The sequence below is a fragment of the Eisenbergiella massiliensis genome (assembly GCF_003435485.1).
In genome coordinates, this window is record NZ_QVLV01000003.1 from 344,596 (window position 1) to 366,962 (window position 22,367).

General features: G+C 45.5%; 18 protein-coding genes. 2 read left to right on the top strand and 16 right to left on the bottom strand.

All coding sequences use genetic code 11. From position 1 onward, the window contains the following. Nucleotide 1: 1 nt before the first annotated feature. The 3 genes from DXC51_RS06660 to DXC51_RS06670 all read right to left on the bottom strand — a co-directional run bounded on the left by DXC51_RS06660 (nucleotide 2) and on the right by DXC51_RS06670 (nucleotide 3,215). On the bottom strand, nucleotides 2-847 hold the full coding sequence (locus tag DXC51_RS06660) for a hypothetical protein (protein WP_102287779.1): 846 nt from the start codon (nucleotides 845-847) through the stop codon (nucleotides 2-4). Nucleotides 848-996: 149 nt separating this feature from the next. Next, nucleotides 997-2,049: an NAD-dependent epimerase/dehydratase family protein gene (locus tag DXC51_RS06665; protein WP_021634494.1), complete on the bottom strand. Its 1,053-nt coding sequence runs from the start codon at nucleotides 2,047-2,049 to the stop codon at nucleotides 997-999. A 227-nt stretch (nucleotides 2,050-2,276) separates the two neighbouring features. Beyond that, nucleotides 2,277-3,215 carry a helix-turn-helix transcriptional regulator gene (locus tag DXC51_RS06670; RefSeq protein ID WP_025488745.1) on the bottom strand — a complete coding sequence of 313 codons (939 nt, stop codon included), beginning with the start codon at nucleotides 3,213-3,215 and terminating at the stop codon, nucleotides 2,277-2,279. Nucleotides 3,216-3,633: 418 nt separating this feature from the next. On the opposite strand from DXC51_RS06670, the gene DXC51_RS06675 reads away from it, so the two are divergent. Together DXC51_RS06675 and DXC51_RS06680 are read left to right on the top strand one after the other, a co-directional pair. Beyond that, entirely contained in the window at nucleotides 3,634-5,136 is a 1,503-nt protein-coding gene (locus DXC51_RS06675) for an L-fucose/L-arabinose isomerase family protein (protein WP_025488744.1), read from the top strand. Nucleotides 5,137-5,446: 310 nt separating this feature from the next. After that, nucleotides 5,447-7,546 (top strand): PTS sugar transporter subunit IIC/EAL domain-containing protein, encoded by a 2,100-nt coding sequence (locus DXC51_RS06680; RefSeq protein ID WP_025488743.1) that lies wholly within the window; start codon nucleotides 5,447-5,449, stop codon nucleotides 7,544-7,546. On the opposite strand, the gene DXC51_RS06685 is transcribed toward DXC51_RS06680, so the two are convergent. From DXC51_RS06685 to DXC51_RS06745, 13 genes are all read right to left on the bottom strand, one after another. Beyond that, nucleotides 7,543-7,794: a hypothetical protein gene (locus DXC51_RS06685; protein ID WP_025488742.1), complete on the bottom strand. Its 252-nt coding sequence runs from the start codon at nucleotides 7,792-7,794 to the stop codon at nucleotides 7,543-7,545. The genes DXC51_RS06680 and DXC51_RS06685 overlap by 4 nt on opposite strands. Further along, nucleotides 7,791-9,629, bottom strand: coding sequence for a glycoside hydrolase family 36 protein (locus DXC51_RS06690; RefSeq protein WP_025488741.1), 1,839 nt, complete (start codon nucleotides 9,627-9,629; stop codon nucleotides 7,791-7,793). Before DXC51_RS06690 ends, DXC51_RS06685 begins: the two co-directional genes overlap by 4 nt. Before the next feature lie 195 nt (nucleotides 9,630-9,824). After that, nucleotides 9,825-11,207 (bottom strand): MATE family efflux transporter, encoded by a 1,383-nt coding sequence (locus DXC51_RS06695; RefSeq protein WP_025488740.1) that lies wholly within the window; start codon nucleotides 11,205-11,207, stop codon nucleotides 9,825-9,827. Nucleotides 11,208-11,461: 254 nt separating this feature from the next. Further along, nucleotides 11,462-11,920: a MarR family winged helix-turn-helix transcriptional regulator gene (locus DXC51_RS06700; RefSeq protein WP_021634485.1), complete on the bottom strand. Its 459-nt coding sequence runs from the start codon at nucleotides 11,918-11,920 to the stop codon at nucleotides 11,462-11,464. 359 nt (nucleotides 11,921-12,279) lie between these two features. Next, the gene (locus DXC51_RS06705; RefSeq protein ID WP_025488739.1) at nucleotides 12,280-12,732 is read right to left on the bottom strand and encodes a hypothetical protein; all 453 of its coding nucleotides are present in this window, start codon (nucleotides 12,730-12,732) and stop codon (nucleotides 12,280-12,282) included. A gap of 495 nt (nucleotides 12,733-13,227) precedes the next feature. After that, a complete protein-coding gene (locus DXC51_RS29460; RefSeq protein ID WP_155858144.1) occupies nucleotides 13,228-13,368 on the bottom strand; it encodes a hypothetical protein in 141 nt (46 codons plus the stop codon). A gap of 21 nt (nucleotides 13,369-13,389) precedes the next feature. Beyond that, nucleotides 13,390-15,534, bottom strand: coding sequence for a glycoside hydrolase family 52 protein (locus tag DXC51_RS06715; RefSeq protein ID WP_025488737.1), 2,145 nt, complete (start codon nucleotides 15,532-15,534; stop codon nucleotides 13,390-13,392). A 56-nt stretch (nucleotides 15,535-15,590) separates the two neighbouring features. After that, the gene (locus tag DXC51_RS06720; protein WP_044914709.1) at nucleotides 15,591-16,457 is read right to left on the bottom strand and encodes a sugar phosphate isomerase/epimerase family protein; all 867 of its coding nucleotides are present in this window, start codon (nucleotides 16,455-16,457) and stop codon (nucleotides 15,591-15,593) included. A 28-nt stretch (nucleotides 16,458-16,485) separates the two neighbouring features. Further along, a complete protein-coding gene (locus tag DXC51_RS06725; RefSeq protein WP_025488735.1) occupies nucleotides 16,486-17,661 on the bottom strand; it encodes a Gfo/Idh/MocA family protein in 1,176 nt (391 codons plus the stop codon). 86 nt (nucleotides 17,662-17,747) lie between these two features. Then, nucleotides 17,748-19,409: an extracellular solute-binding protein gene (locus tag DXC51_RS06730; protein ID WP_025488734.1), complete on the bottom strand. Its 1,662-nt coding sequence runs from the start codon at nucleotides 19,407-19,409 to the stop codon at nucleotides 17,748-17,750. Nucleotides 19,410-19,466: 57 nt separating this feature from the next. Continuing rightward, a complete protein-coding gene (locus tag DXC51_RS06735; protein ID WP_025488733.1) occupies nucleotides 19,467-20,369 on the bottom strand; it encodes a family 43 glycosylhydrolase in 903 nt (300 codons plus the stop codon). Nucleotides 20,370-20,387: 18 nt separating this feature from the next. Beyond that, the gene (locus DXC51_RS06740) at nucleotides 20,388-21,257 is read right to left on the bottom strand and encodes a carbohydrate ABC transporter permease (RefSeq protein WP_044914707.1); all 870 of its coding nucleotides are present in this window, start codon (nucleotides 21,255-21,257) and stop codon (nucleotides 20,388-20,390) included. Between the two features lie 11 nt (nucleotides 21,258-21,268). Next, nucleotides 21,269-22,213, bottom strand: a complete 945-nt coding sequence (locus DXC51_RS06745) for an ABC transporter permease (protein ID WP_242991319.1) — start codon at nucleotides 22,211-22,213, stop codon at nucleotides 21,269-21,271. Between the last annotated feature and the right edge of the window lie 154 nt (nucleotides 22,214-22,367).

The window sequence follows — 22,367 nt, forward strand, 5'->3', positions numbered from 1 at the left end:
ATTATTCCGGCCGTGTCCATTCTAACTTACGTAACGGTACGGCCCGGTAATAGCCATGGGAAAAATTACCCAGCGCGTCCCTGACAAGCACCTTGATTTCTCCCGGCTCCTGAATTACCTTCCTTCCGGATATCTGAAAGGTTCTTCCATTGTCAAAGGAAAAAGCCTTGGCATCCAGCCCGCAGCCCTGATCCACGGCGTGAACCGTCAGCACGGCGCTTCCGCTCCGCCAGTGTTCGGGCGTCAGCGAAAAACTGATTTCCGGCGGATCCCTGTCTATATTTTTTACCGGAACCGTCAGCCTGGTGATGTTGCCTGCCGCATCCCTTACCGCCGCCTGATAATCGCCGTTTTCCTCCACCTCATGCATGGAATCCGCAGTCCAGGTTCTTCCTCCGTCATAGGAATAAGGCCTTCCGGCCAGGCCGGAGCCATCGTCCGATGCCGACAGTATGATCACGGCCTTGTCCTTTACAAACCCCTCCGGGTGTACCACAGCCTCCGCAGCCGGCGCCGTACGATCTATTTTATCCACACGGAAGCTGCCTGAGGATATGTTCCCCAGACGATCCCTCACCATTACTTCATACGTGCCGTTCCCGGCAACCTCAAGAAAGGAATCCGATGTCCAGGTCTTTCCGCCGTCGTAGGAATAGGCCGCATCGGCAAGACCGCAGCCAGGAATCTTCTCTGTCTGATTTGTTCCCGAATTCTCTGTCATCCCTTTTGCCGCGGCAGTTATGCCTGTGATGCATACGAGCAGAAAAAAGCAGGCGGCCAGAAGCTGCTTTCTGAATTTCCACTTAAAATTATTATCCGGCTTTAATTTGCCATTGATTTGTTTCATCGCTTACCTCCTGAATGTGACTGTCAACATGTACCGTCCCGACCGCAGATATCCCTGCGGCAGGACAAAAAAGACCCGTCCGCCGAATCAGGCAGACAGGTCACTAAGCTTCGTTTACATTCAGTTGGTAATTGGTGATATCCAGTGTATCACTCCTGCTTCAGGCTGTCAAGCGCCATCTGTCTGGCCGCAATTACCCTGTCGCACCAGGCGTCAAATTCCGGATCCTCTCTCTGCAGCTCGGGGTGCTTTAAAACATTCTGCACGGTTTCCCGGAGGCCCTGTTCCATGCTCTTTTCCGGTGCAAAACCGGGGACAAGCCTTTTGAGCTTTGAGATATCAAAGACCACCGTATTTGCCTTATCTCCCAGAAGGGATCCGTTAAAATCATATCTGCCGCCGTCCGCAGCCACAAGGAATTCAGTGGAAATATGGACCGCATTCAGTTTCACTCCCAAAGCATCTGCGATCACCTGATAAATCTGGTTCCAGGTCATGCTTTCCGGGGACATGATCTGAACCGCCTGTCCCAGGGCATGGGGATTGCCCAGAAGCCCGGTAAAGCCCGGGGCAAAATCACTGTTGTGGGTCATTGTCCACAGGGAGGTCCCGTCGCCGTGGATAATCACCGGCTTCCCCTCCAGCATCCGTTTCAGCACCTGCCAGCTGCCGCCGGCCCCGTGAAGCCCCAGCGGCACGGAACGCTCATCAAAGGTATGGCTCGGCCTTACAATCGTAACCGGGAAGCCCTCCTCTCTGTAAAGCTTCATCAGGTAATCTTCTCCTTCGATTTTATCTCTGGAATACTGCCAGTAAGGATTGGCAAGCGGCGTGCTTTCCGTAATCAGATAATCTGCCAGCGGCTTCTGGTAGGCCGAAGCGGAGCTGATATAGACAAACTGCTTTGTTTTTCCGCGAAGAAGCCTGTAGTCCCGCTCCAGATGTTCCTTCCGAAAAGCAATGAAATCCGCTGCCGCATCAAATTCAAGCCCCTCCAGCAGCTTGGCCGCCTTTTCTTCGTCATTGATATCCACCAGAATTTCCTTCGGCCGGTTCCACTCTCCCGTGCCTGGCAGCTGCGCCGCCAGCCCTGCGTTTCTGTTTCCTCTGTTAATCAGGTACAGTTCATGGCCCTGCTCCAGAAGCCTTCTGGAAATCGCCATACTGATAGTGCCTGTTCCCCCAATAAATAATATTTTCATAGTCCCTCCTGTCCGTCCGCTCAGCGGAAATCAAATCAATGCTGCCTAAGCCTGAATTGTACGGCCATATTCCATTCACCTTCCGCCAAAACAAACCTGTGCTTCTTTCTACAAGCCTATTATAAACGGCTGAAAAATACATGTAAATTCTTTTTTGCCGTTTGTCCGCTTCCACATTCCTCTTACCGGTGTCTTTCTGCAAGGCAGCTTTTATCCGGGCCGCCCTCTCATTCCCCTGCCCTCCGGCAGCTTCGGCCCTCAGCTTCTCTGCCGCCCCGTTCCGCAGGACCGGGACGCCATTCCTTCCGGAACCTGGCCGGCGTGCTGTGCTCCCTTTCCCTGAAAAGGCTGATAAAATGCGAGGTCTGGTTCATGCCGCAGGCATAGGCAATCTCATTAACAGACAAATCGGAGTATTTCAGAAGCTCCTTTGCATAGGATATGCGCAGCTCAATCTGATATTCATGCGGTGAGATTCCCACATAGCGCCCGAATTCCTTGATGAGATAAAACCGATCCACATGCAGCATATCCGCAAGCTCCTGAAGGGGCACTTTTTCCCGGAAATGCTGCTCCAGGTACTTTTCTGCGGCCCTGACAAATTCGGGTATCAGAATCGCCTGCCTGCTCTCCGCCGTATTCTGTACAATCAGTTCGGTTAAAAGAGTGCCAATCAGGCCGGAGGTCCGGACCTCTGTGGTCAGCTCTCTTTTTTGATTGATGGCTATAATCTTCCGGAGGGTCTGTTCCGTCAATTCTTTTTCCCGGATATCCAGTATCCGGAAACCGTTTTTAACAAATTTCTCATAGTATCCCAGGGCATTCATTCCATTCAGGTGCAGCCACAGGAACTCCCAGTTCTTTCCCTTAACCGTATGGTACTCATGATGCTTCATGCAATGGATGAAAAATAAGCTGCCTTCCAAAAGCGCATACTCCCGACCCTCATACTGCAGCCTGCCTTCTCCCGACAGGGTGCAGACAACCAGAAAAGAATTCAGATTGGCACGTTCCGTAAAATAAGGCCAGACCGTTTTGAAATAGCCTGCCTCCTGCATGTAAAAAAAGAGGCCTCTGGCGGTTCTGCTGGGTGTGGCAAACAGCCTGATGGAATCCTCCGACCAGGTATAGGAGGCCCGCTCCAGATAGTTTTCCTCTGTCTCCATATTCGCTCCCGTCTGTGCGCCTTGGCGCACTTGTGTATCAGGCAGGTCGAGAGTTTTTCTCGGCCTTGCTCCCGCCTGTGCGCCTTGGCGCACCTGTGTATCAGGCAGGTCGAGAGTCTTTCTCGACCTTGCTCCCGCCTGTGCGCCTTGGCGCACCTGTGTATCAGGCAGGTCGAGAGTTTTTTTTTCGACCTTGCTCCCGTCTGGGTGTCAGTATATGTTGCTTCAATCACCAATTTTCTGATATTTCCAACCAACATTCTTGGATGCAACTTTTATTTTACCAGCTTATAATCAATTTATAAAGAGCAAATATATGATGGTTTTGCTATCTTTTTAAAGCTTTTCCATCACCGGTACCAGAAGAGGCAGGCAGCCGCCAAAAAACTATTATTTTTATAAAAGGAAGGGATTTCTTATGGAAAAATGGAACACACCGAAAAAGCCGCGCATCGGCATTTATACCATGGGACTGAAGGCTTACTGGAACCAGTTTCCGGGACTGCGGGAACGGCTTCTGCATTATGGGCAGTTCATTGCTGAAAAAATAGCTGAAATGGACGCAGAGGTCTTTTTTTACGGGCTTGCAGACTGCGAAGAAGCAGGGGAAAGTTGCGGGGAATTTTTCAATGCCAAAAATGTGGATCTGATTTTTGCCCATGCGGGCACTTATGTCAACAGCTCCTCTGTCCTCCCCATTCATCAAATATGCAAGGCGCCCGTGATCATACTGAATCTGCAGCCCACGGCCCGGATCGCGTATGACAGGACGCCCACGGGGGAATGGCTTGCCCACTGCGGCGCCTGCCCGGTTCCTGAGCTGTCCAACGCTTTTCACCGCAGCGGTATTTCCTGCCGTATCATAAACGGGCTTCTTGGACTGGACCATACTCCTGACATTTCCCTCACCGATGAGAACACGGCAGCCCGCCCGGAAGCGGTCAGGGCCTGGAAGGAAATCAGCGAATGGGTAAAAGCAGCTTCCGTTAAAAGAGAGCTGTCCGGCTGCCGGTTTGGTTTTCTGGGGAATACTTACAATGGCATGCTGGATATGTACAGTGATTTTACCATGGTACAGGCGCAGACCGGCGCCCATATTGAAATTCTGGAAATGTGCGATCTGGATCGGATGCTCCGGCAGGTAACGGAGGACGAGGTGGAAAAAAAGAAAGCTGAAATCCGGGAATTTTTCCTCATCAGTGATGATAAGGCCGCCGATCCGCTGGCGCAGAGGCCGACAGAGGAACAGCTGGACTGGTCCGCAAGGGTGGCGGCCGCCCAGGAACGGCTGGTAAGGGAATACCGTCTGGATGCGCTTACCTATTATTATCACGGTGCACCCGGAGGCGCGTATGAAAAGCTGCAGAGCGGTTTTATCGTGGGGCATTCCCTCCTGACGGCCCGCGGCATTCCCTGCGCCGGAGAGGGCGACCTGAAAACCTGTCTCGCCATGAAAATCTGTGACATCCTGAACACGGGCGGCAGCTTCTGTGAAATCGTTACGGTGGATTATGAGGACGGCACCATTTTACTGGGACACGATGGCCCTTTCCATCTGGCAATCGCCAAAGGGAAGCCGCTGCTGCGCGGTATGGGGCTTTACCACGGGAAGCAGGGAACCGGCGTGTCCGTGGAGGCCAAGGTACGAACCGGCCCCATCACCAATCTTGCCTGCACGCAGACCGTGGATGGAAAGCTGAAATTTATCATCACCGAGGCTTTATCCACAGACGGCCCGATTATGACGATAGGAAATACACAGACGCCTGTGAAATTTAAAAAGGATCCTGATTCCTACATGGATGAATGGTTTGCCGAAGCGCCCACGCACCATTTTGCAATGAGCGTCGGGCATAATGCGGCGTTGTTTGAAAAGGTGTGCGTGATATTGGGGGTTCCCTGCGTTATATTGGACAGATAATGCTGCATTTTATGACTTCAGATTTTTGTTGTCACGAATCGAAACAGACTGTAGGTGGGAAGGGAAATTATCTCTGTCAGTTACTTTTTCGGGCGGCATGGAGTACCATAATTTTCCATATTAAAGCAGGCAGGCAGGGAAAAACACTCTGCCTGCCTTTATTTTCCTGCATTTTCATATAACTTTGAAAGTCCGCTGCAGAAATTCAGGGAATATTTCTATTGTATAATAAATCCTTTTATTATAAACTAAGGAAAAGATACCTGAATATGGCATACCTGCATTCCATAAACTGACGAAAGGAGCATGTATGGAATCCAATCGTCTTATTTCCCGTTTTCGTAATTCAATTGCCTCCCAGTCTATCCGGCGTGGGCTGACCCTGGCTATCCCTTTTCTTATCATGGGATCTTTTTCCCTGCTTTTCACGAATTTCCCCAATGACAGCTACCAGATATTTATTAAGAAATGCCTGGATGGTTCGGTCATTGCGCTGCTTGATACTTTATATGAAATCAGCCTGGGATCGCTGGCTCTTATCCTGTGCGTTACCATCAGCCTTTCCTATGGGCTTCTGGCCGAAAGGGACACATTCCTGCTTTACCCTGTTGTTTCTGTGTGTTCCTATCTGGCATTCTGCGGCGGGCTTGAGGCGCATGAGGATTATATATTCAATGCGGAATGGGTGTTTACGGCCATGTGCATCACACTGCTTTCCTGCATCCTTTTCCGCCGGGCGCTGAAGCTGAGCAGCCGCTTTGACAGGCTGCATACCACGGGCGCAGAATATTTATTCAATCTGTCCATCCAGAGCCTCCTCCCGGTTATCCTGAACCTTGTTTTTTTTGCTGTCGCAGGGTACTGGCTGCGCACTGTCTGGGGGAGCAGCAACATCACTAATTTCGGTTCTTATCTTTTCCTCAAAATATTTGACAACTCCAGCGATAATTTACTGGGAATCCTGCTTTATGTGATCATTACACATACTCTCTGGTTTTTCGGCATCCATGGGACGAACACGCTGGAGGCTGTTTCCAGGCGGCTGTTTGAGCCTAATGTAACTGCCAATCAGGCACTGTTGCTGGCCGGAAGCGCACCCACGGAGATTTTTTCCAAAACCTTTCTGGATACCTTCGTGTTCCTGGGAGGCTGCGGCTGCGCCCTGAGCTTCGTTATTGCGTTATGCCTTGTCTCACGTAAAAGCCATAACCGGAAAATCGCATATGTTGCGCTGCCCTCCGCTGTTTTCAATATCAGTGAAATCGCCGTGTTCGGTTTCCCGATTATTTTCAATTTCACTATGGCGGCCCCTTTTATCCTGACGCCCGTTGTCCTGACCCTTGTCAGCTTTCTTGCCACTGCCTCCGGACTTGTACCTGTTGTAAGCCAGTCCGTAGACTGGACGGTTCCGTTTCTTTTTAGCGGCTACAAGGCGACCGGTTCCATTGCCGGAAGCTTTCTGCAGCTTGTCAATCTGCTGATTGGGATTTTGATTTATATCCCGTTTATCAGGCGGAGCGAGAAAAAAGAAACCGCTGAATTCCAGAGGATTGTACTGCGTATGGAACAGGATATGGCTGACGGTGAAAAAAGCGGCGTCCTTCCCGTATTTCTCAGCCCCAAATATCCTTATAACTATTATGCCAAAACGCTTTCCCTTGATCTGAAAAACGCGATAAGACGCGGCCAGGTGGAGTATTTCTATCAGCCGCAGATCAATGCGGACGGAAAGCTGCACGGAATTGAAGCTTTGCTTCGCTGGAAACATCCGGTCACCGGATACATCGCCCCTCCCGTGGTATGTATGCTGGCTTATGAAGGCGGCTTTTTAAATGAACTGAGCAGCTATCTTCTGCACCTGGCCTGCCGGGACGCCCGCGCCCTGGAACCCTTTTTAAAAAATGATCTGTTCCTGTCCGTCAACATTTCTGCAAAGCAAATGGAAGAAAACGGCTTTTTTTCTGAAGCCTGTGATGTATTCAAAAGCTATCATCTGGAGCGGGTACACCTTGTTCTGGAAATTACGGAACGGTCCGCCATGGTGATTTCCGATTCCCTGATGGCGGAAATGAACAGCCTGCAAAGCAAAGGCGTGAACTTCAGCCTGGACGATTTCGGCATGGGGCACAATTCCATCCTGTATCTGCAGGAAGGCATTTTTAATGAAGTCAAGCTGGATGGCAAGCTGGTGTCCCAGCTTCCGGGCAATGAGCGTTCCGGTGAAATTATTTCAGGCATTATACGAATGACCGAGAGCCTTAACCTGCGCGTCCTGGCAGAATATGTTGAGACAAAGGAGCAGCGCGATATGCTGGCGAAGCTGGGCTGCAGCCTTTATCAGGGCTATTACTACAGCAAGCCGCTGCCTGTCGGGGATTTGATGAGGTATGTGGGCGGGAAAACGGATTAGGCGCCTTTTTTTAATAAGTTCCATCGCATACAGCCTGGCAGTCCTGCTTCCCCAGGATGCTTTGGAATGAATTTCAGACGCTTCAAGGTCCTGTTCAACGGAATACGACGCATCTGCTGGTAATTTTCCGTCTCTTCCCAGACCTTTTCCCAGCGTCCGTCCCCCTCCTCCGCCCAGATTTCATAGGCGCTAAGTATTGTGCCCGGCACACGAACCGGACTGTCGTCCAGAAAAATATTATATTTCATTGATCAATTTCATATATCCAAGCTTTTGCACTAAAATCTTCCTCAACCCTTCCATACTCCGCGATCACCCTGCCTCCCTTCAGGAACTCCAGGTCTGCAGCCTCTGAGTTTTCAAAACGATGCAGAACTGCCAGGCAACGGCTGCCAAGCTGTCTGATAACCAATTGTGAACCCGTTGGATGATTATACTGTGTAGTACTGTATTCACATCTTACCGTGACGCCACTGCGGATAATTTCCGAAGCCATCCCATAAAAATCCATTCCCTGCTCTACGAGCTTCCACTGTGCCTCTGATAAGTCGTAAATGTCACCGCTCAGGCACATCCTTCCCAGGAAAGTACTGGCAATAGAATAAAAAATTCTGTTGTCACTGTCCCCTGCATGCAAAACCGCCCATATCTGGCTCTGTTCCGGACGTATCACTCTATGCATATTGGCAGCGATAAGAGGAATCGCCAACGTTTCATGCGCATCGGAAAAGCTTGCCTGGGATACCAGTTCCATCATGGAGGGCTCTAACCTGTGGCCTCCGCTGGAACAGTTTTCTATAACTATTTCCGGTATCTCTGCTTTTATTTTCCTGAAGAATTCTTGTGTTGCCTGTACTTTTTTCCGAAGATTTTCTCCCAGGCTCTCCGGCCCGTCACATCCCATGCCAATCGTATCATTATAGTCCACCTTCAGATAACCAAACCCGCATTCCTTTAACAGCTTAATCACTTTACCGCCAAGATAATTGATCACCCATTCATCTTCCATATCCCAGAAGCGGCGTTCCCCTACGGTTAACGGTACTTCATCCTTTAAAAGCAGATGCTCCTTATCCTCATAATGCTCCGAATTGGCGCCTACGGATTCCATTTCAAACCATAACCCCGGAATCATCCCGCAGGAACGTATGTAATCCGCAATCTTTTTCAGCCCTCCGGGAAATTTATCCTCATTGACACTCCAGTCTCCCATACTGTTCCACCAGCCCTGGCCTTTTCCATACCAGCCCGCATCAATGACAAGATATTGGATTCCTTTTCCTTTCAGCTTATCACATATCTTTTTTATATTATCGTAACTCGGATTTCCCCATGTGGTACAATACTCATTAAAAGCAATTCCCATTTTTTTATCGACATCCGATATTGCAGGCTTCTGCGCCTTAACAAGCTTATCGCATACTTCATATAATGTATTTCCCCCGGCAATTACGGCTTTGGGAGTCACAAACTTTTCTCCGGGACTTAATTTTTTCATCCAGTGGCCAAAATCCCTGTCCGCAATCCCGCCTACTATGGTAAGCGTATCATCATCCTTACATAATATTTCGATTTGCCAGGAGGAAGGGCAATATAACTGAATGCCTAAAAATTCCTGTTTTTTGCTGTCTTCCACAACCAGAAACGGGAAATATTTACGCACCGGCATGGAACCAACATTTCCGAATTTTTCCACTCTCATCCCACAACGGTTCCATGATGGTTCCAAATGCAGTTCTTCTATGGATTCCGTCCTCAGTTTTCCTTCCGCACTCCAAAAAGACTGCAGCCTGTGTATCCTGTCTGCGTTGATCCCCCTGATCGCAAATGATGACAGCATTTCCAAAGTAACGGCTTCAGCGCTGTCATTTATAAATTCCGTACTTACTTCCACAGCCTGACCCGCCGCTTTTTTATGAAGCACAATGCGATGCTGCCTGTCATCGTCGTACACAGCATCCGGGCCCATATCTTCCACTTTGCGGAAGGCCGCCGCCGACTGGCTTCCGCACATGGTCAATCCATTGGAAAAACCTGCGCCATATGCATCCCCCATTAATTTTACTTCCGTATAATATTCCATCCCCATTCACTCCTTCTTTTTTTCTATGCTTCCATTATAAATAATCTGCGCAGATTTCTTTATAGAAAAAGACGACAGCTTCAGCACGCAGATGTCGTCTTAACACATATTTGTCCCCAACGTTTCCCCACGCTATCCACAAAGTTATCCACATTATCCACCGACATATCAAGATATCGTATGGCAAAAAGGCTGTTATCTATATCTAGTGGCTGGTTTTTGTGGATAACTGAAGAAATTATACATGATTACATAATGATATTTCTTCCGATTAATAAACAGGAAAATAAGCGACAGTACAAATGCGGAAATCTCCGCCGTCACTTCTGCCCACCAGATACCTTCCAGTCCCAAAAGAAGCGGCAGGAGCAGCACGGCTGCAAGTTTAAAAACAAATGTCCGCAGGAAAGAGATCACCGCTGATACACCGCCGTTATTAAGAGCGGTAAAAAAGGCTGATGCAAAAATATTGAATCCCATAATCAGGAAGGAAACACCTGCTATCCTAATCGCATGGACCGTCATTTCAAACAGCGTTGCATCATACCCTACAAAAAGCCTGGAAAGCGGTACTGCAAAAAGCTGGGCAGCCACCACCATACCGCCTCCAATTGTTCCCATCAAAACAACACTTTTTTGAAACAGGTTTTTCAATTCCCCATGTTTTTCCGCTCCATAATGATAGCTTATAATCGGAGCGCTCCCCATGGAATATCCAAGGAAAATTGCGGCAAAAACAAACTGAACATACATAAGAACCCCGTAGGAAGCAACGCCGTTCTCTCCAGCATATTGGAGTAATTGAAGATTATATAGGATTCCCACCACAGAGGAGGTAACGCTGGATACCATCTCCGAGGCTCCATTTGCACACGCATTGATGATCGGCCTTATTTCCAGCTTCGTCCGCTTCAGTCGCAAAAGGCTGGTATTGGGCCGCAGGAAATAAATCAGCGGAATAACCCCTCCCACACACTGACTTAGTCCTGTGGCAACCGCCGCCCCTGCAACGCCCCAGTCAAAAACAGCGAAAAATAAAGCGTCCAGTACCATATTTGATATTCCTGCCGCAATCGTCGCGGCCAGACCCAAATTCGGCCTTTCTGCCGTGATTAAAAATGCCTGGAATGCATTTTGGAACATAAAAGTAATAGTAAATCCCATCATAATACTGCCATAAAGTACACAGTCAGGAAGCATCCCTTCATCTGCCCCCAGCAAAATTGAAACCGGGCGTATAACGGCAATTCCGATAACGGAAAGGACGGCTCCCACAATCACTGTAACCCAGATTATCATGGAAAAATAACGATTGGCCCTGTCAGTGTCCTGTTCCCCAAGCGTCTTTGCCACCAGGGCGCTGCCGCCTGTTCCAAGCATAAATCCAACGCCGCCGAAAATCATATCCATTGGCATAATAAGATTAATTGTCGCAAAAGCAGTCTTTCCAACATAATTAGACACAAATAAACCGTCCACCACTCCATATACAGAGGTAAACACCATCATAATAATGGATGGAAATACAAACTTTAATAGTCTTTTATAGTTAAAATGGTCTGATAACTGAATTGCCATATTTTCTAACCTTTCTGCCGAAATTCTACAAGTTCTGCAAGATACGGAATAATCGCAGGAATGTCTATCCCTTCCTATAGGCTTCAATCACTCAGTTTTTCTGGGTTTTATGACAATATAATTTTTCTTTTTCAGAAACATAACCAAACATAACAGAAAAGCGGCTCCTGCAATCCAAAAGAATGTATTGGATTTATTCTCTTTCTTTTTCATATTTTCAGTCCTTTCCACTGTCTCACATGATACGGAAGAAACTACTCTTGTGACGAAGAATATCTTTTCTCGTATTCCTCCCGCATATATTTATTTGTTTTTCTGAATAACAATAAAAACAGTTCTCTTTCTTCTTCTGTAATTCTCGAGAAGGCGGCCTTTTCCACCTCATAAGTTTCCCCTATGACTTTAGCGCAAAAAATACGGCCGGCTTCTGTAAGAACAATATTTTTTCGATTCCGCGTTTTCGGAACAGTCTCCAGCATAATCCATCCTTTTTTCGTCATGGCTGAAATCGAAGAATTGACGGTCTGCTTTGAGTAATACCAGTTACTGCACAGCTCTGTTTGCGAAACAGGACAGTCATTATAATACAGAATATATAAAATCCAATATATACTGTCTGAAAGCCCATAGCTTTGAGCAATATCATGATATAGCCCGTCGCTCTCATTACAAAGCTGATTAATTTCCATTATCTGTTTTTTCAATGTATCCATATTTTTGCTCCTTTCATATGTGTCCGATTTCGGATTAGTTTAGTATAGTCCGGATTCAGATACTTGTCAATTAACTTTAGAAAAAAGTAATCATTGAGCGGCGTTTTCATAGATTCTCACACGGTAAACAGTATATTTTTTTGTTTTTACAGTTCTTTCTAATCAATTGTGCGCACAAATTATGTCTTATAGTACGGAACTTTTCCTTTACCTTTATTACATATAGAACAGGCATTTGTAAAATTTCTGCTTACAAAATAAAAAGAGGTGAAAACCACGCAATTTTGCGGGTTCCCATCTCTTTTTTCCCTGCAGCTGTCAATAACTATTATAATGAATAGAACAGTACTGCCTAAAATTTATTCAATTACAATCTCATAAATACAGGAGAGTCCATCCCTCAAAAAAGAGCGTTTAACTTTAGCACCTACTTCTTTTTCTAAAACCCTGGAGAACATTTTACTGGCATAATGGGCTGAACAATCGCAAAGTATCGTGGATACTTTACCATGAGTTGCTGCTGTTATCGGACATACACAGAAGTCCTTATTTTCATCAACCATGATTCTTTTATTGTTATTATCTATTTGGATAATCCATCCATACTCCCTCTGTAGGAAATCGGTAAAACCAACTAAATCTCCAACATATTTCTCCAACAGGCAATCCATATTATTAACCCTGTAATGGAAGCAGGCACATTTCTCCAAACAGGCCTGACGTATTTCTGCCGGACAATTATTTTCTAATCCTTCCAACAGGCAGGCCGCCCATTCAGCATGGAAATTCTCCATTTCATTTTTCTCCTTCATCAAAACAGTCTCCTACATCTATACCATTTTTATTTTACTTCAACTAAATATTAATATAAATGTATATAGTTGAAAACAACATGTATATTCTATCATTTTCAGGAGTTATTGTCCCTAAAAACCGGGTAGTTCAAGGCTCTGGCTGCAAGCCATACTATCGTTTCATAATATTTCTACGATTGTCAATATATGTATATTATTTTTTTATGTTTCTGAATTGATTCTTACTATTATTGAAGAGCTGAAAAACAGATATCCCGGTTGTCTTTCCATATATCCAAGTGTATATCCTATATATCCATCCTGTATTGAACACGTAAATCCGCTGTGCTGGATAGACTTCCCATCTTCTCCGGCGGCCCACTGCACTTTCTTTTCCTGCTGTCTGATAAAATACGGGCTTGCGGAAAACCAAAAAATCTTCCATTCTGAAATACCCTCACAACAGGGTGTGATAAATGATCTCCTCTTACCATCCAGCTTGGTTGGTGTTTGTTATTTTACAATAAATAAAATCGGATTATCCGGGGTACCGTTTCCGCCCTTTTCCTGTATCCCCACCATGAGGCCATGCTCTTTTATAGGAAAATATTCTTCTCCGTCTCCTCTTTTTCTGGCTGTAAATTCAAACTTCATTTTAATCCGAATCCCTCCCTGTTAATCCTTCCGCTCCGCCTTTGGCTGAACTTCCACCCATATGGAAGATGCTACAATACGGGGATAATACATACCTCCGATAACCGCACGCGTGTCACTAAGGATCTGATCTGAAATTGTTGTGTCACGCGCACTGACTTGTGCCCATTTAATCAATTCCTCCGAAAGGGATTCCGGGAGGCTCAGACCTAAAACCGTTTCCATAGCATACAACGTCAATACAGTCTTCGATGTCCATGTAATATTACTGCTGCTGGAAAGGCGCAGCCCTCCTGTTTCATGATCAATACAGATACCATCCTGCAAACACGCAATACTGTGTGAATACAATATTTCAAAGAGCACAGGCTCTTCCTGTTTTGTCAGTATCCCCAACATATAGGGAAGCGCCAGCGGTTCCGTAACGGCTGACACGGCACTTTGCACATCGGTATAAAGATTTGCACGCATCCAGGTATTTTCCCCGGATTCAAACATTTTCTCAGATTCCCGGCATTTGCTGAGCATTGTTTCCGCCCGCGCTGCTACATCCATATCACCCATTTGTTGAGCACAATGCTTTAATAAAACCAGGGAGCACCATGATTTAATAAATAGGTATAAACTTCCTGAAGCTTCCCTCAACGCATAGTCCAGAGAATCATAGGTCGTGCTTTCCATCCTGCATTTTCCGCTTCGCACGGAAACAGCCTTTAATATCCCATTTCGTTCTTCTGCCGTTGGCGCATCACGGTTTTCCAAACTGCTCATTAATTCAGACAATAGTCCCGGAAACTTATCCAGCCATATAATGTCGCCGGTATACAAACAATAGGATATAATACAATATATCCCGTTCAGCAGTTGTTCCGTCGTCATATAAAAGTAAAATCCGCTTCTGGAATCATTTTCCCGTTCATATGCACTGTAACCGTATTCAGAATATGAAAAATAGCATCCCATATCATGCGTAAAGCTAAGGCCACCTTCAAACTCTTCCTTTTTCCCAGGAAAAACTACCTTATCCCTATAAGAATAATGCCTGATAAAGTCTTCCATCATAGATCTGACCACCCAGGGATTCCTCTTCAATTCCCATATGAGATGATCAGCACATAAATCCAGGGTGTTTCTCCAAAGATAAGCTCCCTCACAAGTATTCCAGTGAATACAGCCGTTTTCATCCTGCAAGAGTTGTGAAGATGCATAGTATGCACGAACCGCCTGACAGAATAACATGAAACGATTCTGATCCCAATGCAAACTCCTGATTTGTTTATCCGTTTTTTTACTTATTTCCCTAATCAATGGAGCATAATCCAGTACTCCTATAGCAGCTTTCCTTAAGTCTCCATAATAATTCCTGTAATAATACGTCATTGGCATAAAGCCATTGCTCCCATTACATGTATATACTGTCCAGGCAACCGTAAGCATTTTGGCCTCGCCCGCCGGGACTCGCATTCCAATCACCGCCGGACCATTCTGGTGGACAGCCTCTTCGCATTTTTTCAGCTTTTCCAGCGCATCCCCACCCTGTATCAAAAATACATCCTCTTGATCCTGTGCTGCAAACATCCACTCATCCCTGTAGCTTAAACTGCAAAGGCCTGCTTCCCGGGAAGCATATATTTTCTTTGGTTCCCGAAAAACAAATCCAAAAAAGGCCATAGTGTCCTTTTTCCCCGCAATATTGTCTACCATAAGATCCATAATAATCCCAGGCAGACAACAGGCCGCCGGTATCTGACCGTCTTCCGGGTCCGGCAATGCATCATACGGCGTATGAACTGTCAGCGAAAGCTTCCCAGCTTCATATCTGTCCATTGACGGCGTCAGGGTTCTCCTGATATCTTCTGTCGGATACAAATTCCAGGATTCATAAACTCCTTTTGTCTTTATCTCTTCTCTATCCCCGGTTCTTTTTTCTTCTGTTGTGTCCTTTCTCTCCGTAAATCCAATTGTGTATACCTCGTCCTCATTTGCCATTCCAAACAATAAAGTTCCCGAGTCCTTTACATTTGGTTCCTGGAAGTCAATACTCACGCCTTTTTGCGGAGAGCCAAATGTCAGGCTGGCCCACGCTCCTACGGGTGCATGATGGGTATGGAACATTTTTATATTGTCGCACTTTTTTTCCGCTCCCTTACCTTTAATATACTCCATCATTTACTCCTTATTTTTAATCAGCTAAACTTTCCGTTCCAATTATGAAAATATATCTATATAGCATTCTCCAATAGCCCCACCAGTGCAGCGTATGCCTGACAGAAAGCTGACGCACCGTCGCTTCGCCCTTTTGCTTTCGATAACTGTTCCAGCCCCTTAAACCCGGCGAAATCCGCAAGGTGCGGTTCCAGACTCAAAAAACCCTGATACCCGTTTTGATCCAGTTTTTCTAAAATTTCCGCCACATGTCCATCTCCCATTCCTGCCGGAACTACCATGCCATCTTCCCACATAGCATCCTTTACATGGATATAAGAAATATATGGTTTTAGCATATCATAGGCCTCCAACGTATCCTGCCTGCACTGTACAAAGTTGGCGAAATCAAACGTACACTGGAATGCCGGACCATAAAATTCCTCCATCAGGTCCAAACACCTTGCTGCATTATCCCCGTAAATTCCCTTTTCATTTTCATGCTGTAATATCAGATTTTTCGCTGCTGCATATTCTGCCATCCTCCTCATTCGGCGCAACACTTCCTCCCGGTATTGAGCAGGCTCGCCCTCTTCAGGAAGATAAAAGCTGAACATCCGAATACGGTCGGTTCCCATAATTTTTGCCAGTTCACAGACATGCTGGAAGACCTCAAAATGTGGTTCGAAATCATCCAGAATCCCAATCTTTCCTATGGGGGAACCCAGCGCGGAAATCCTGATGCCGTTCTGATCCAGCTTCTCCTTCACTGACTTCGCCTCTTCAATGGTAAACTCTGCAATCCCTTTTCCATCTCCGCTTCGAAATTCCACATGACTTATCTTTAATTCCTTTAACAGTGCAATCTGATTATCCACACTTTTATCAATTTCATCCGCAAACCCACTGATAATACAGTTTTTCAGTATTTTAAAGTTTTTCATTTCTATGTTTCCTCCATCATAAATTCTCTTATTCCCTAATTTTTGACCCGTAAGTACCTTCTGTATCAAATGTCGCTTCAACAACATTTTTCTTTATTCTCGATGATGCCCTTCTTTCATTGAGCTGTTCCAGAAAACGTTCTTCATCAAAAGGAATCTGTACTGTGGATTCCGTCCAACTTGACAAATGCATGGCGTTAGACAGCATCAGGCCTCTAATCCCTTCTTCTCCTGCAGCAACCAAAGGCTCTCCATGCAGGATATGTGCTGCAAACGCCCGCATCACCCCCATATGCTGGGGATTTTGCCCATCTGTTTCTATCTCTGCCTCATGACCGGATGGTGTTGCAAATCCTTCCTTCGCGCTAAAACAATGTTCCCGTTCATTGACATCCAGCTCATAACAGGTAAGTTTTTCATCCTCGCACAGAAGGCATCCTTTTTCCAACAAAATTTCAAACCGATTTTTTCCCGGTGCATCCGCCGTAGATGTCACAAATACACCGGTCGCCCCATTTTCAAATTCCAGATATGCAGTCACATCATCCTCTACCTCGATGTCATGCCATTTTCCGTTATGGCAGAATGCCCGCACCTTCACCGGCAAACCACAAATCCACTGCAGCAGATCCAAATTATGCGGGCATTGGTTCAAGAGTACCCCACCCCCTTCTCCATCCCAGGTGGCACGCCAGCTTCCGGAATCATAGTAAGCCTGTGTTCGATACCAATTTGTAATAATCCAGTTCACACGCTTAATCTGCCCCATCTTGCCGCTATCCACGATTTCCTTCATCTTACGATACACACAATTGGTCCGCTGGTTAAACATAATTGCAAACGTCTTATTGGACGCTGCTGCCGCTTCATTCATTTCACGTACCTGTTTCGTATACACGCCTGCTGGTTTCTCACATAATACATGCAGCCCGTTTTCCAATGCCAGAATCGTAATGCGCGGATGCTCATAGTGGGGTGTTGCAATCAACACCGCCTCACAGCATCCGGAAGAAATCAGGCTTTCCGCATCGTCAAAAATACGGACTTCCTGCGGCAGATTTTCCTTTGCCCATATTCTTCTGCTATCCCGGAGATCCGCCACAGCAGTCAGTTCTAATTCCGACACTTTTCCAGCAACGATGTTTTTGGCATGGCCGCTTCCCATACCGCCGATTCCTATGATACCGAGTTTTACTTTTTTCATGTTCCTAATCCCCTTTTTTCAAAAAGGAGCAGAGCCACACCTACATGTCTCTGCTCCTCCCTCAAACTTTCGACAACCAAGCCCTTTTATTCCATAGAAGAGAAATACTCAATTCTTTCATCAATAATTTTCTGAATTCCTGCTTTCTCAAGCTCGGACATATATTCTGCATAGGTTGCTTCAAATTCGTCTTCCGGACAGGTTACACAGGAAACCTTATACTCATCTCTTACCAGCCCCAGATCTGTCGTCAATTCACTGGTAGAAGGGGAAGAATAGGCCTCTGCATTAATCACTGTCCCACTTAATGAATTTTCAAAGCTTTGCGTCACAAATTCCTCAAATCCGGGAGCTTCTGCAGCCTGGCTTGCATTAAACTCTTCCGCTGTTGCAAAATATCCTGAATTTCCTGTCAGGAACAGATCCTGACGGAGCCAGTCTTTATCTTTCGCATTATACGCAACATCCTTTGCAATCGGAACCCCGTCTTCATTATATTCAAAGTGTTCTCCCTCAAAACCATGATAAATTGCAAAACCGCCTTCTTTTGTGCACATCCAATCAAGATATGTCATGCAGGCCTCAACCGTTTCTTCATCAGCTGTCAGAGGACAGAAAGCAATCAGGCCGCCAGGGCAATACCCGCTGCTATACTGTTTGCCATCATTCGGATTCTTTAATGCAGGCAGAGATATCAATTCTGCACCTGGAACATTATCCTGCAATGTTTTTACCAGATTTCCCCTGACCGGATCAGCAGCGAAGTTTACATTTGCTTCAAAGCATGCTAATGCACCGGTTACAATATAACTTTTAAACTGGTCTTCATTCAGAGCAAAATACTCTTTATGCATCAAACCGTTGTTATAAGCTTTGTTCAGAAACCTATAATATTCCTTGCTTCCCGGATCCGCATATTCCGTAATATAATCAGCACCACTGGCAACCCTGGACATTAACGGATCTTCTGTGACCTGGGAAAATGCAATACGCAGATTATAAAACATCCAGGGTTCCAGTCCGATTACCTCTTTCATTCCATCCGGATTGTTATTTACCATCTGATCAATCACGTGATACAATTCATCTGGTGTGGTGGGTATGGCAAGTCCCAGCTTATCCAGCCAGTCTTTTCTTAAATACATATTACATGCTGCCGTAGTTGCTCTTCGGGCCACAATGCCATATAATTCATTATCCGGAGTCCTTGCAATATCAAGTACGTCCTTTCCGATATATTCCTTTATATTCTTTGCCTGATCCTCTCCATCAATGAAGGGAGCCAGATTCCAGATTCCACCCTGTTTAAAATAATCTTCTGCAGTCGCATAGGAATATGTAATGGTAATATCAGGCGCCGTCTGAGATGCTACCATTGTCTGCATCTTGGACATTTCATCACTTCTGGGAACCGGTACAAACTCAACCTTAATTCCCACCTTTCCCATTTCCTGATTCACATAATCCACCCATTTATTGTCAGTAATTGTGGAGCCTTCCGGCGCATTGCTGCGATCCCATAGTTCTACCTTAATGGTCACATCATCAAACTGCTTGGAACCATAGGTTGTCTGATAACCGCTGGCTTCTTCTGCCACCTCTGTGTTTTCTACAGCAGCCTCTTCTTTGGCAGGCTCATTCTTTGATGCAGCCTCCTTTTCTTCGCTGCCGCATCCTGTCATACAGGCTGCAAGCATTGTTGTCGAAAGCATCAGCGCCATCCATTTTTTTAAATTTCCTCTCATCATGTTTTCCTTCCTTTTCAATCATTCTTTTTTCATATCCTTATAAAAGCAGTTATGCTTCTATTTCATAATATATGGCTTTCCATTAGTAAAACCGACTTCTACTCTGGACAAATACCAGGAAGCGCCACCATCGTTATTTCCCTGATAAAAAAGGTATACTCTTTTATCCTCATCCTCAAAAATATACGGGTGTCCCGATTCAGACTCATTCCAACTACCCGGTTTCCCATTTTCAAGCAGCGGTTCCTCCATCAGGCGTTCAAAATGGATGCCATCCTCACTGACTGCCACACCAATCTGCTGTGGGCTGTTATTATATGCCCCTGCATAAAACAAGTACATTTTTTCCTCTCGGACCAGCGCGGCCGCGGCCTCAATACAATCCTGCTCCCATTCAAGCGTCGGTCTCAATATAGCTTCGGTGCAGCACTGCTGCCAGCTTGAACGCTCAAATTTCCCGTCAAGCGGCGCTTTGGTTACGCCCTGCATCTGTATCTTTCCTTCCGGATCCCTGGTTGCAAAATATAAAAATAATTGCTCTTGAAAAACTGCAACATCCGCATCAATTGCTCTTTTATTGTTCCAGTCTCCCTGCGCCTGCACAATAGGATTCGTAGCATTCCTGATAAAATGTACACCATCCTCAGACCATGCATGGCAAATGGAATCCTTTTCAAACTGTCCGTAGGTCTGATAAAACAGGTGCACCCTCCCACCATATATCAAGGCTCCTGGTGCACAGATTCCTTTTTCTTCCGTCTTACCAACACGCCCAAGCTCTCCGATTTTCGTCCAGTTTTCCAGATCTGTACTTTCCGCTATTCCGATATCCCACCCTTGCCCTGCATCACCAAGCGGAGGCATAATAGAATAATAAAGCAGGTATTTTTCATGAAACTTTACAACTGCAGGATCCTTGGCACCATTGCGTCCTCTGGAGTTATCCGTATATAACATCATCCGTTTCTGCCGCCTTTCTTATCCCTTAACCGATCCGACCATGACACCTTTGACGAAATATTTCTGAAGCCAGGGATAAACGATAAGTATCGGAATTGTAGATACCGCAACTGTTGCCATTTTCAGGGACTGTGTCATAACCTGTGTCCCCACACCCTCCAAATTTGCAGAGTTATTCAGCTCATCACCGAAAAGCAGACTTCTCAAGCGCAGCTGTAACGTATATTTATCCGGGTTCTGAATATAGAGCAATGCATCAAAGTAACCATTCCAATACCCAACCGCATAAAACAATCCAATCGTTGCAATAATAGGTAAAGACAGCGGCAAGATAATTTTAATCAATGTCTGTATGTCAGATGCGCCGTCAATTCGCGCTGCCTCCTCAAGCTCTCTGGGAAGCTCTCTGAAAAATGTTCTCATAACAATGAAGTTAAATACATTCACTGCCTGCGGAATGAACAAGGCTCCTATACTGTCATATAATCCCACCTGCTTCACTACCAAAAAAGTAGGAATCATACCTCCACCAAAGTACATGGTAAACAGGATGAATCCGGTAAACAGCTTCCTTCCCGGCAGATAATCCCGGGACAGGGCATAAGCCGCGCACACAGTCAGCAACAGGCTCAACGCCGTTCCCATGATTGTCACTACAACCGTCGTTCTCATCGCCAGCCATATCTGTGATCTTTTAAGAATTTCCTTATAAGCATCCAATGTAAAATCAATCGGGTAAAAAGTTACTTTTCCACTTAATACTGCATTGTACCCGCTGAAGGAATACGCAATAACATTAAGGAAAGGATACAGACAGCAAAAAGTAATTATAGTCAGTATCAGATAGTTAAAAAACACACCAATAGTAATTCTTTTTTTCTTTTTCATTCCCATCCTCCCTAAATAATTCCTTCTTCACCGATTGCTTTCGCAAATTTATCCGCTGCAAACAGTATGATAATATTGATAACAGACTGGAACAGGCCTATTGCTGTCGATTCGCTGTATTTTGCGCTTTCAATACCTAACCGGTAAGTATAAGTACTTATTACCTCCGCCACATTTATTACTTTGTTATTGCCTAACAGCAGCGGCGCATCCAGGCCGATAGTCATCATTTTGGAAATCTGTAAAATCAACATTGTCACGATTACTGATTTGATGGATGGAAGCGTAATGTAAATCAGTCTCTGGAATTTGGTAGCGCCATCCAGATAAGCAGCTTCATAAAGAGATTCATCTACTCCGGTAAGCGCCGCCAGATAAATAATTGTCCCCCAGCCGATTTCCTTCCACACATTACAAATGACATATGTAAATATCCACCATCCTTCGTCGCTCAAGAATGGAATTGAGGAAGCTCCCAACATGTTTAAAATATGGTTAACAGTTCCACCCTGCTGTGAAAACAGGTTGGTCGCAATTCCGGCAACTACAACCCAGGAAACAAAGTGCGGCAAATATAGAATGGACTGTGTCACCTTCTTGAATTTTGCACTCATGATTTCATTGAGCATCAGGGATACGACAATCGTCAGCGGAAAGCTGACCGCCAGCGTCAACAGGTTTAGACTCAATGTATTCCGTACCACCAACCAGAAATTTTTATTATCAAAAATTTTCTGAAATACATCAAAACCACACCACGGGCTTTCAAATACACCTTTAAATACGTTGTAATCCTTAAATGCCATGGTGATGCCATACATCGGTACATACTTAAATATGATGTAATAAAGCAATACCGGCAAAAGCATTACATATAACCATCTGCAGTTCCAGATCCGTACCAGCAGATGGTTTTCAGAGCCCATCCGGCAATTCCCTGCTCGTTTCTTTTGCATGTTTTCTCCTCCTTGTTTCTTTCCGTCCTTAAATTTGTTTGTATCTTATCATGGTACAGACTTCGTTTAATACCAAATTTATGACTTATTTTTTTGCGAAATTCGACTTTTTGTGCATTTTGTGATATAATGAAATATCTTAAAGAAAAGAGTT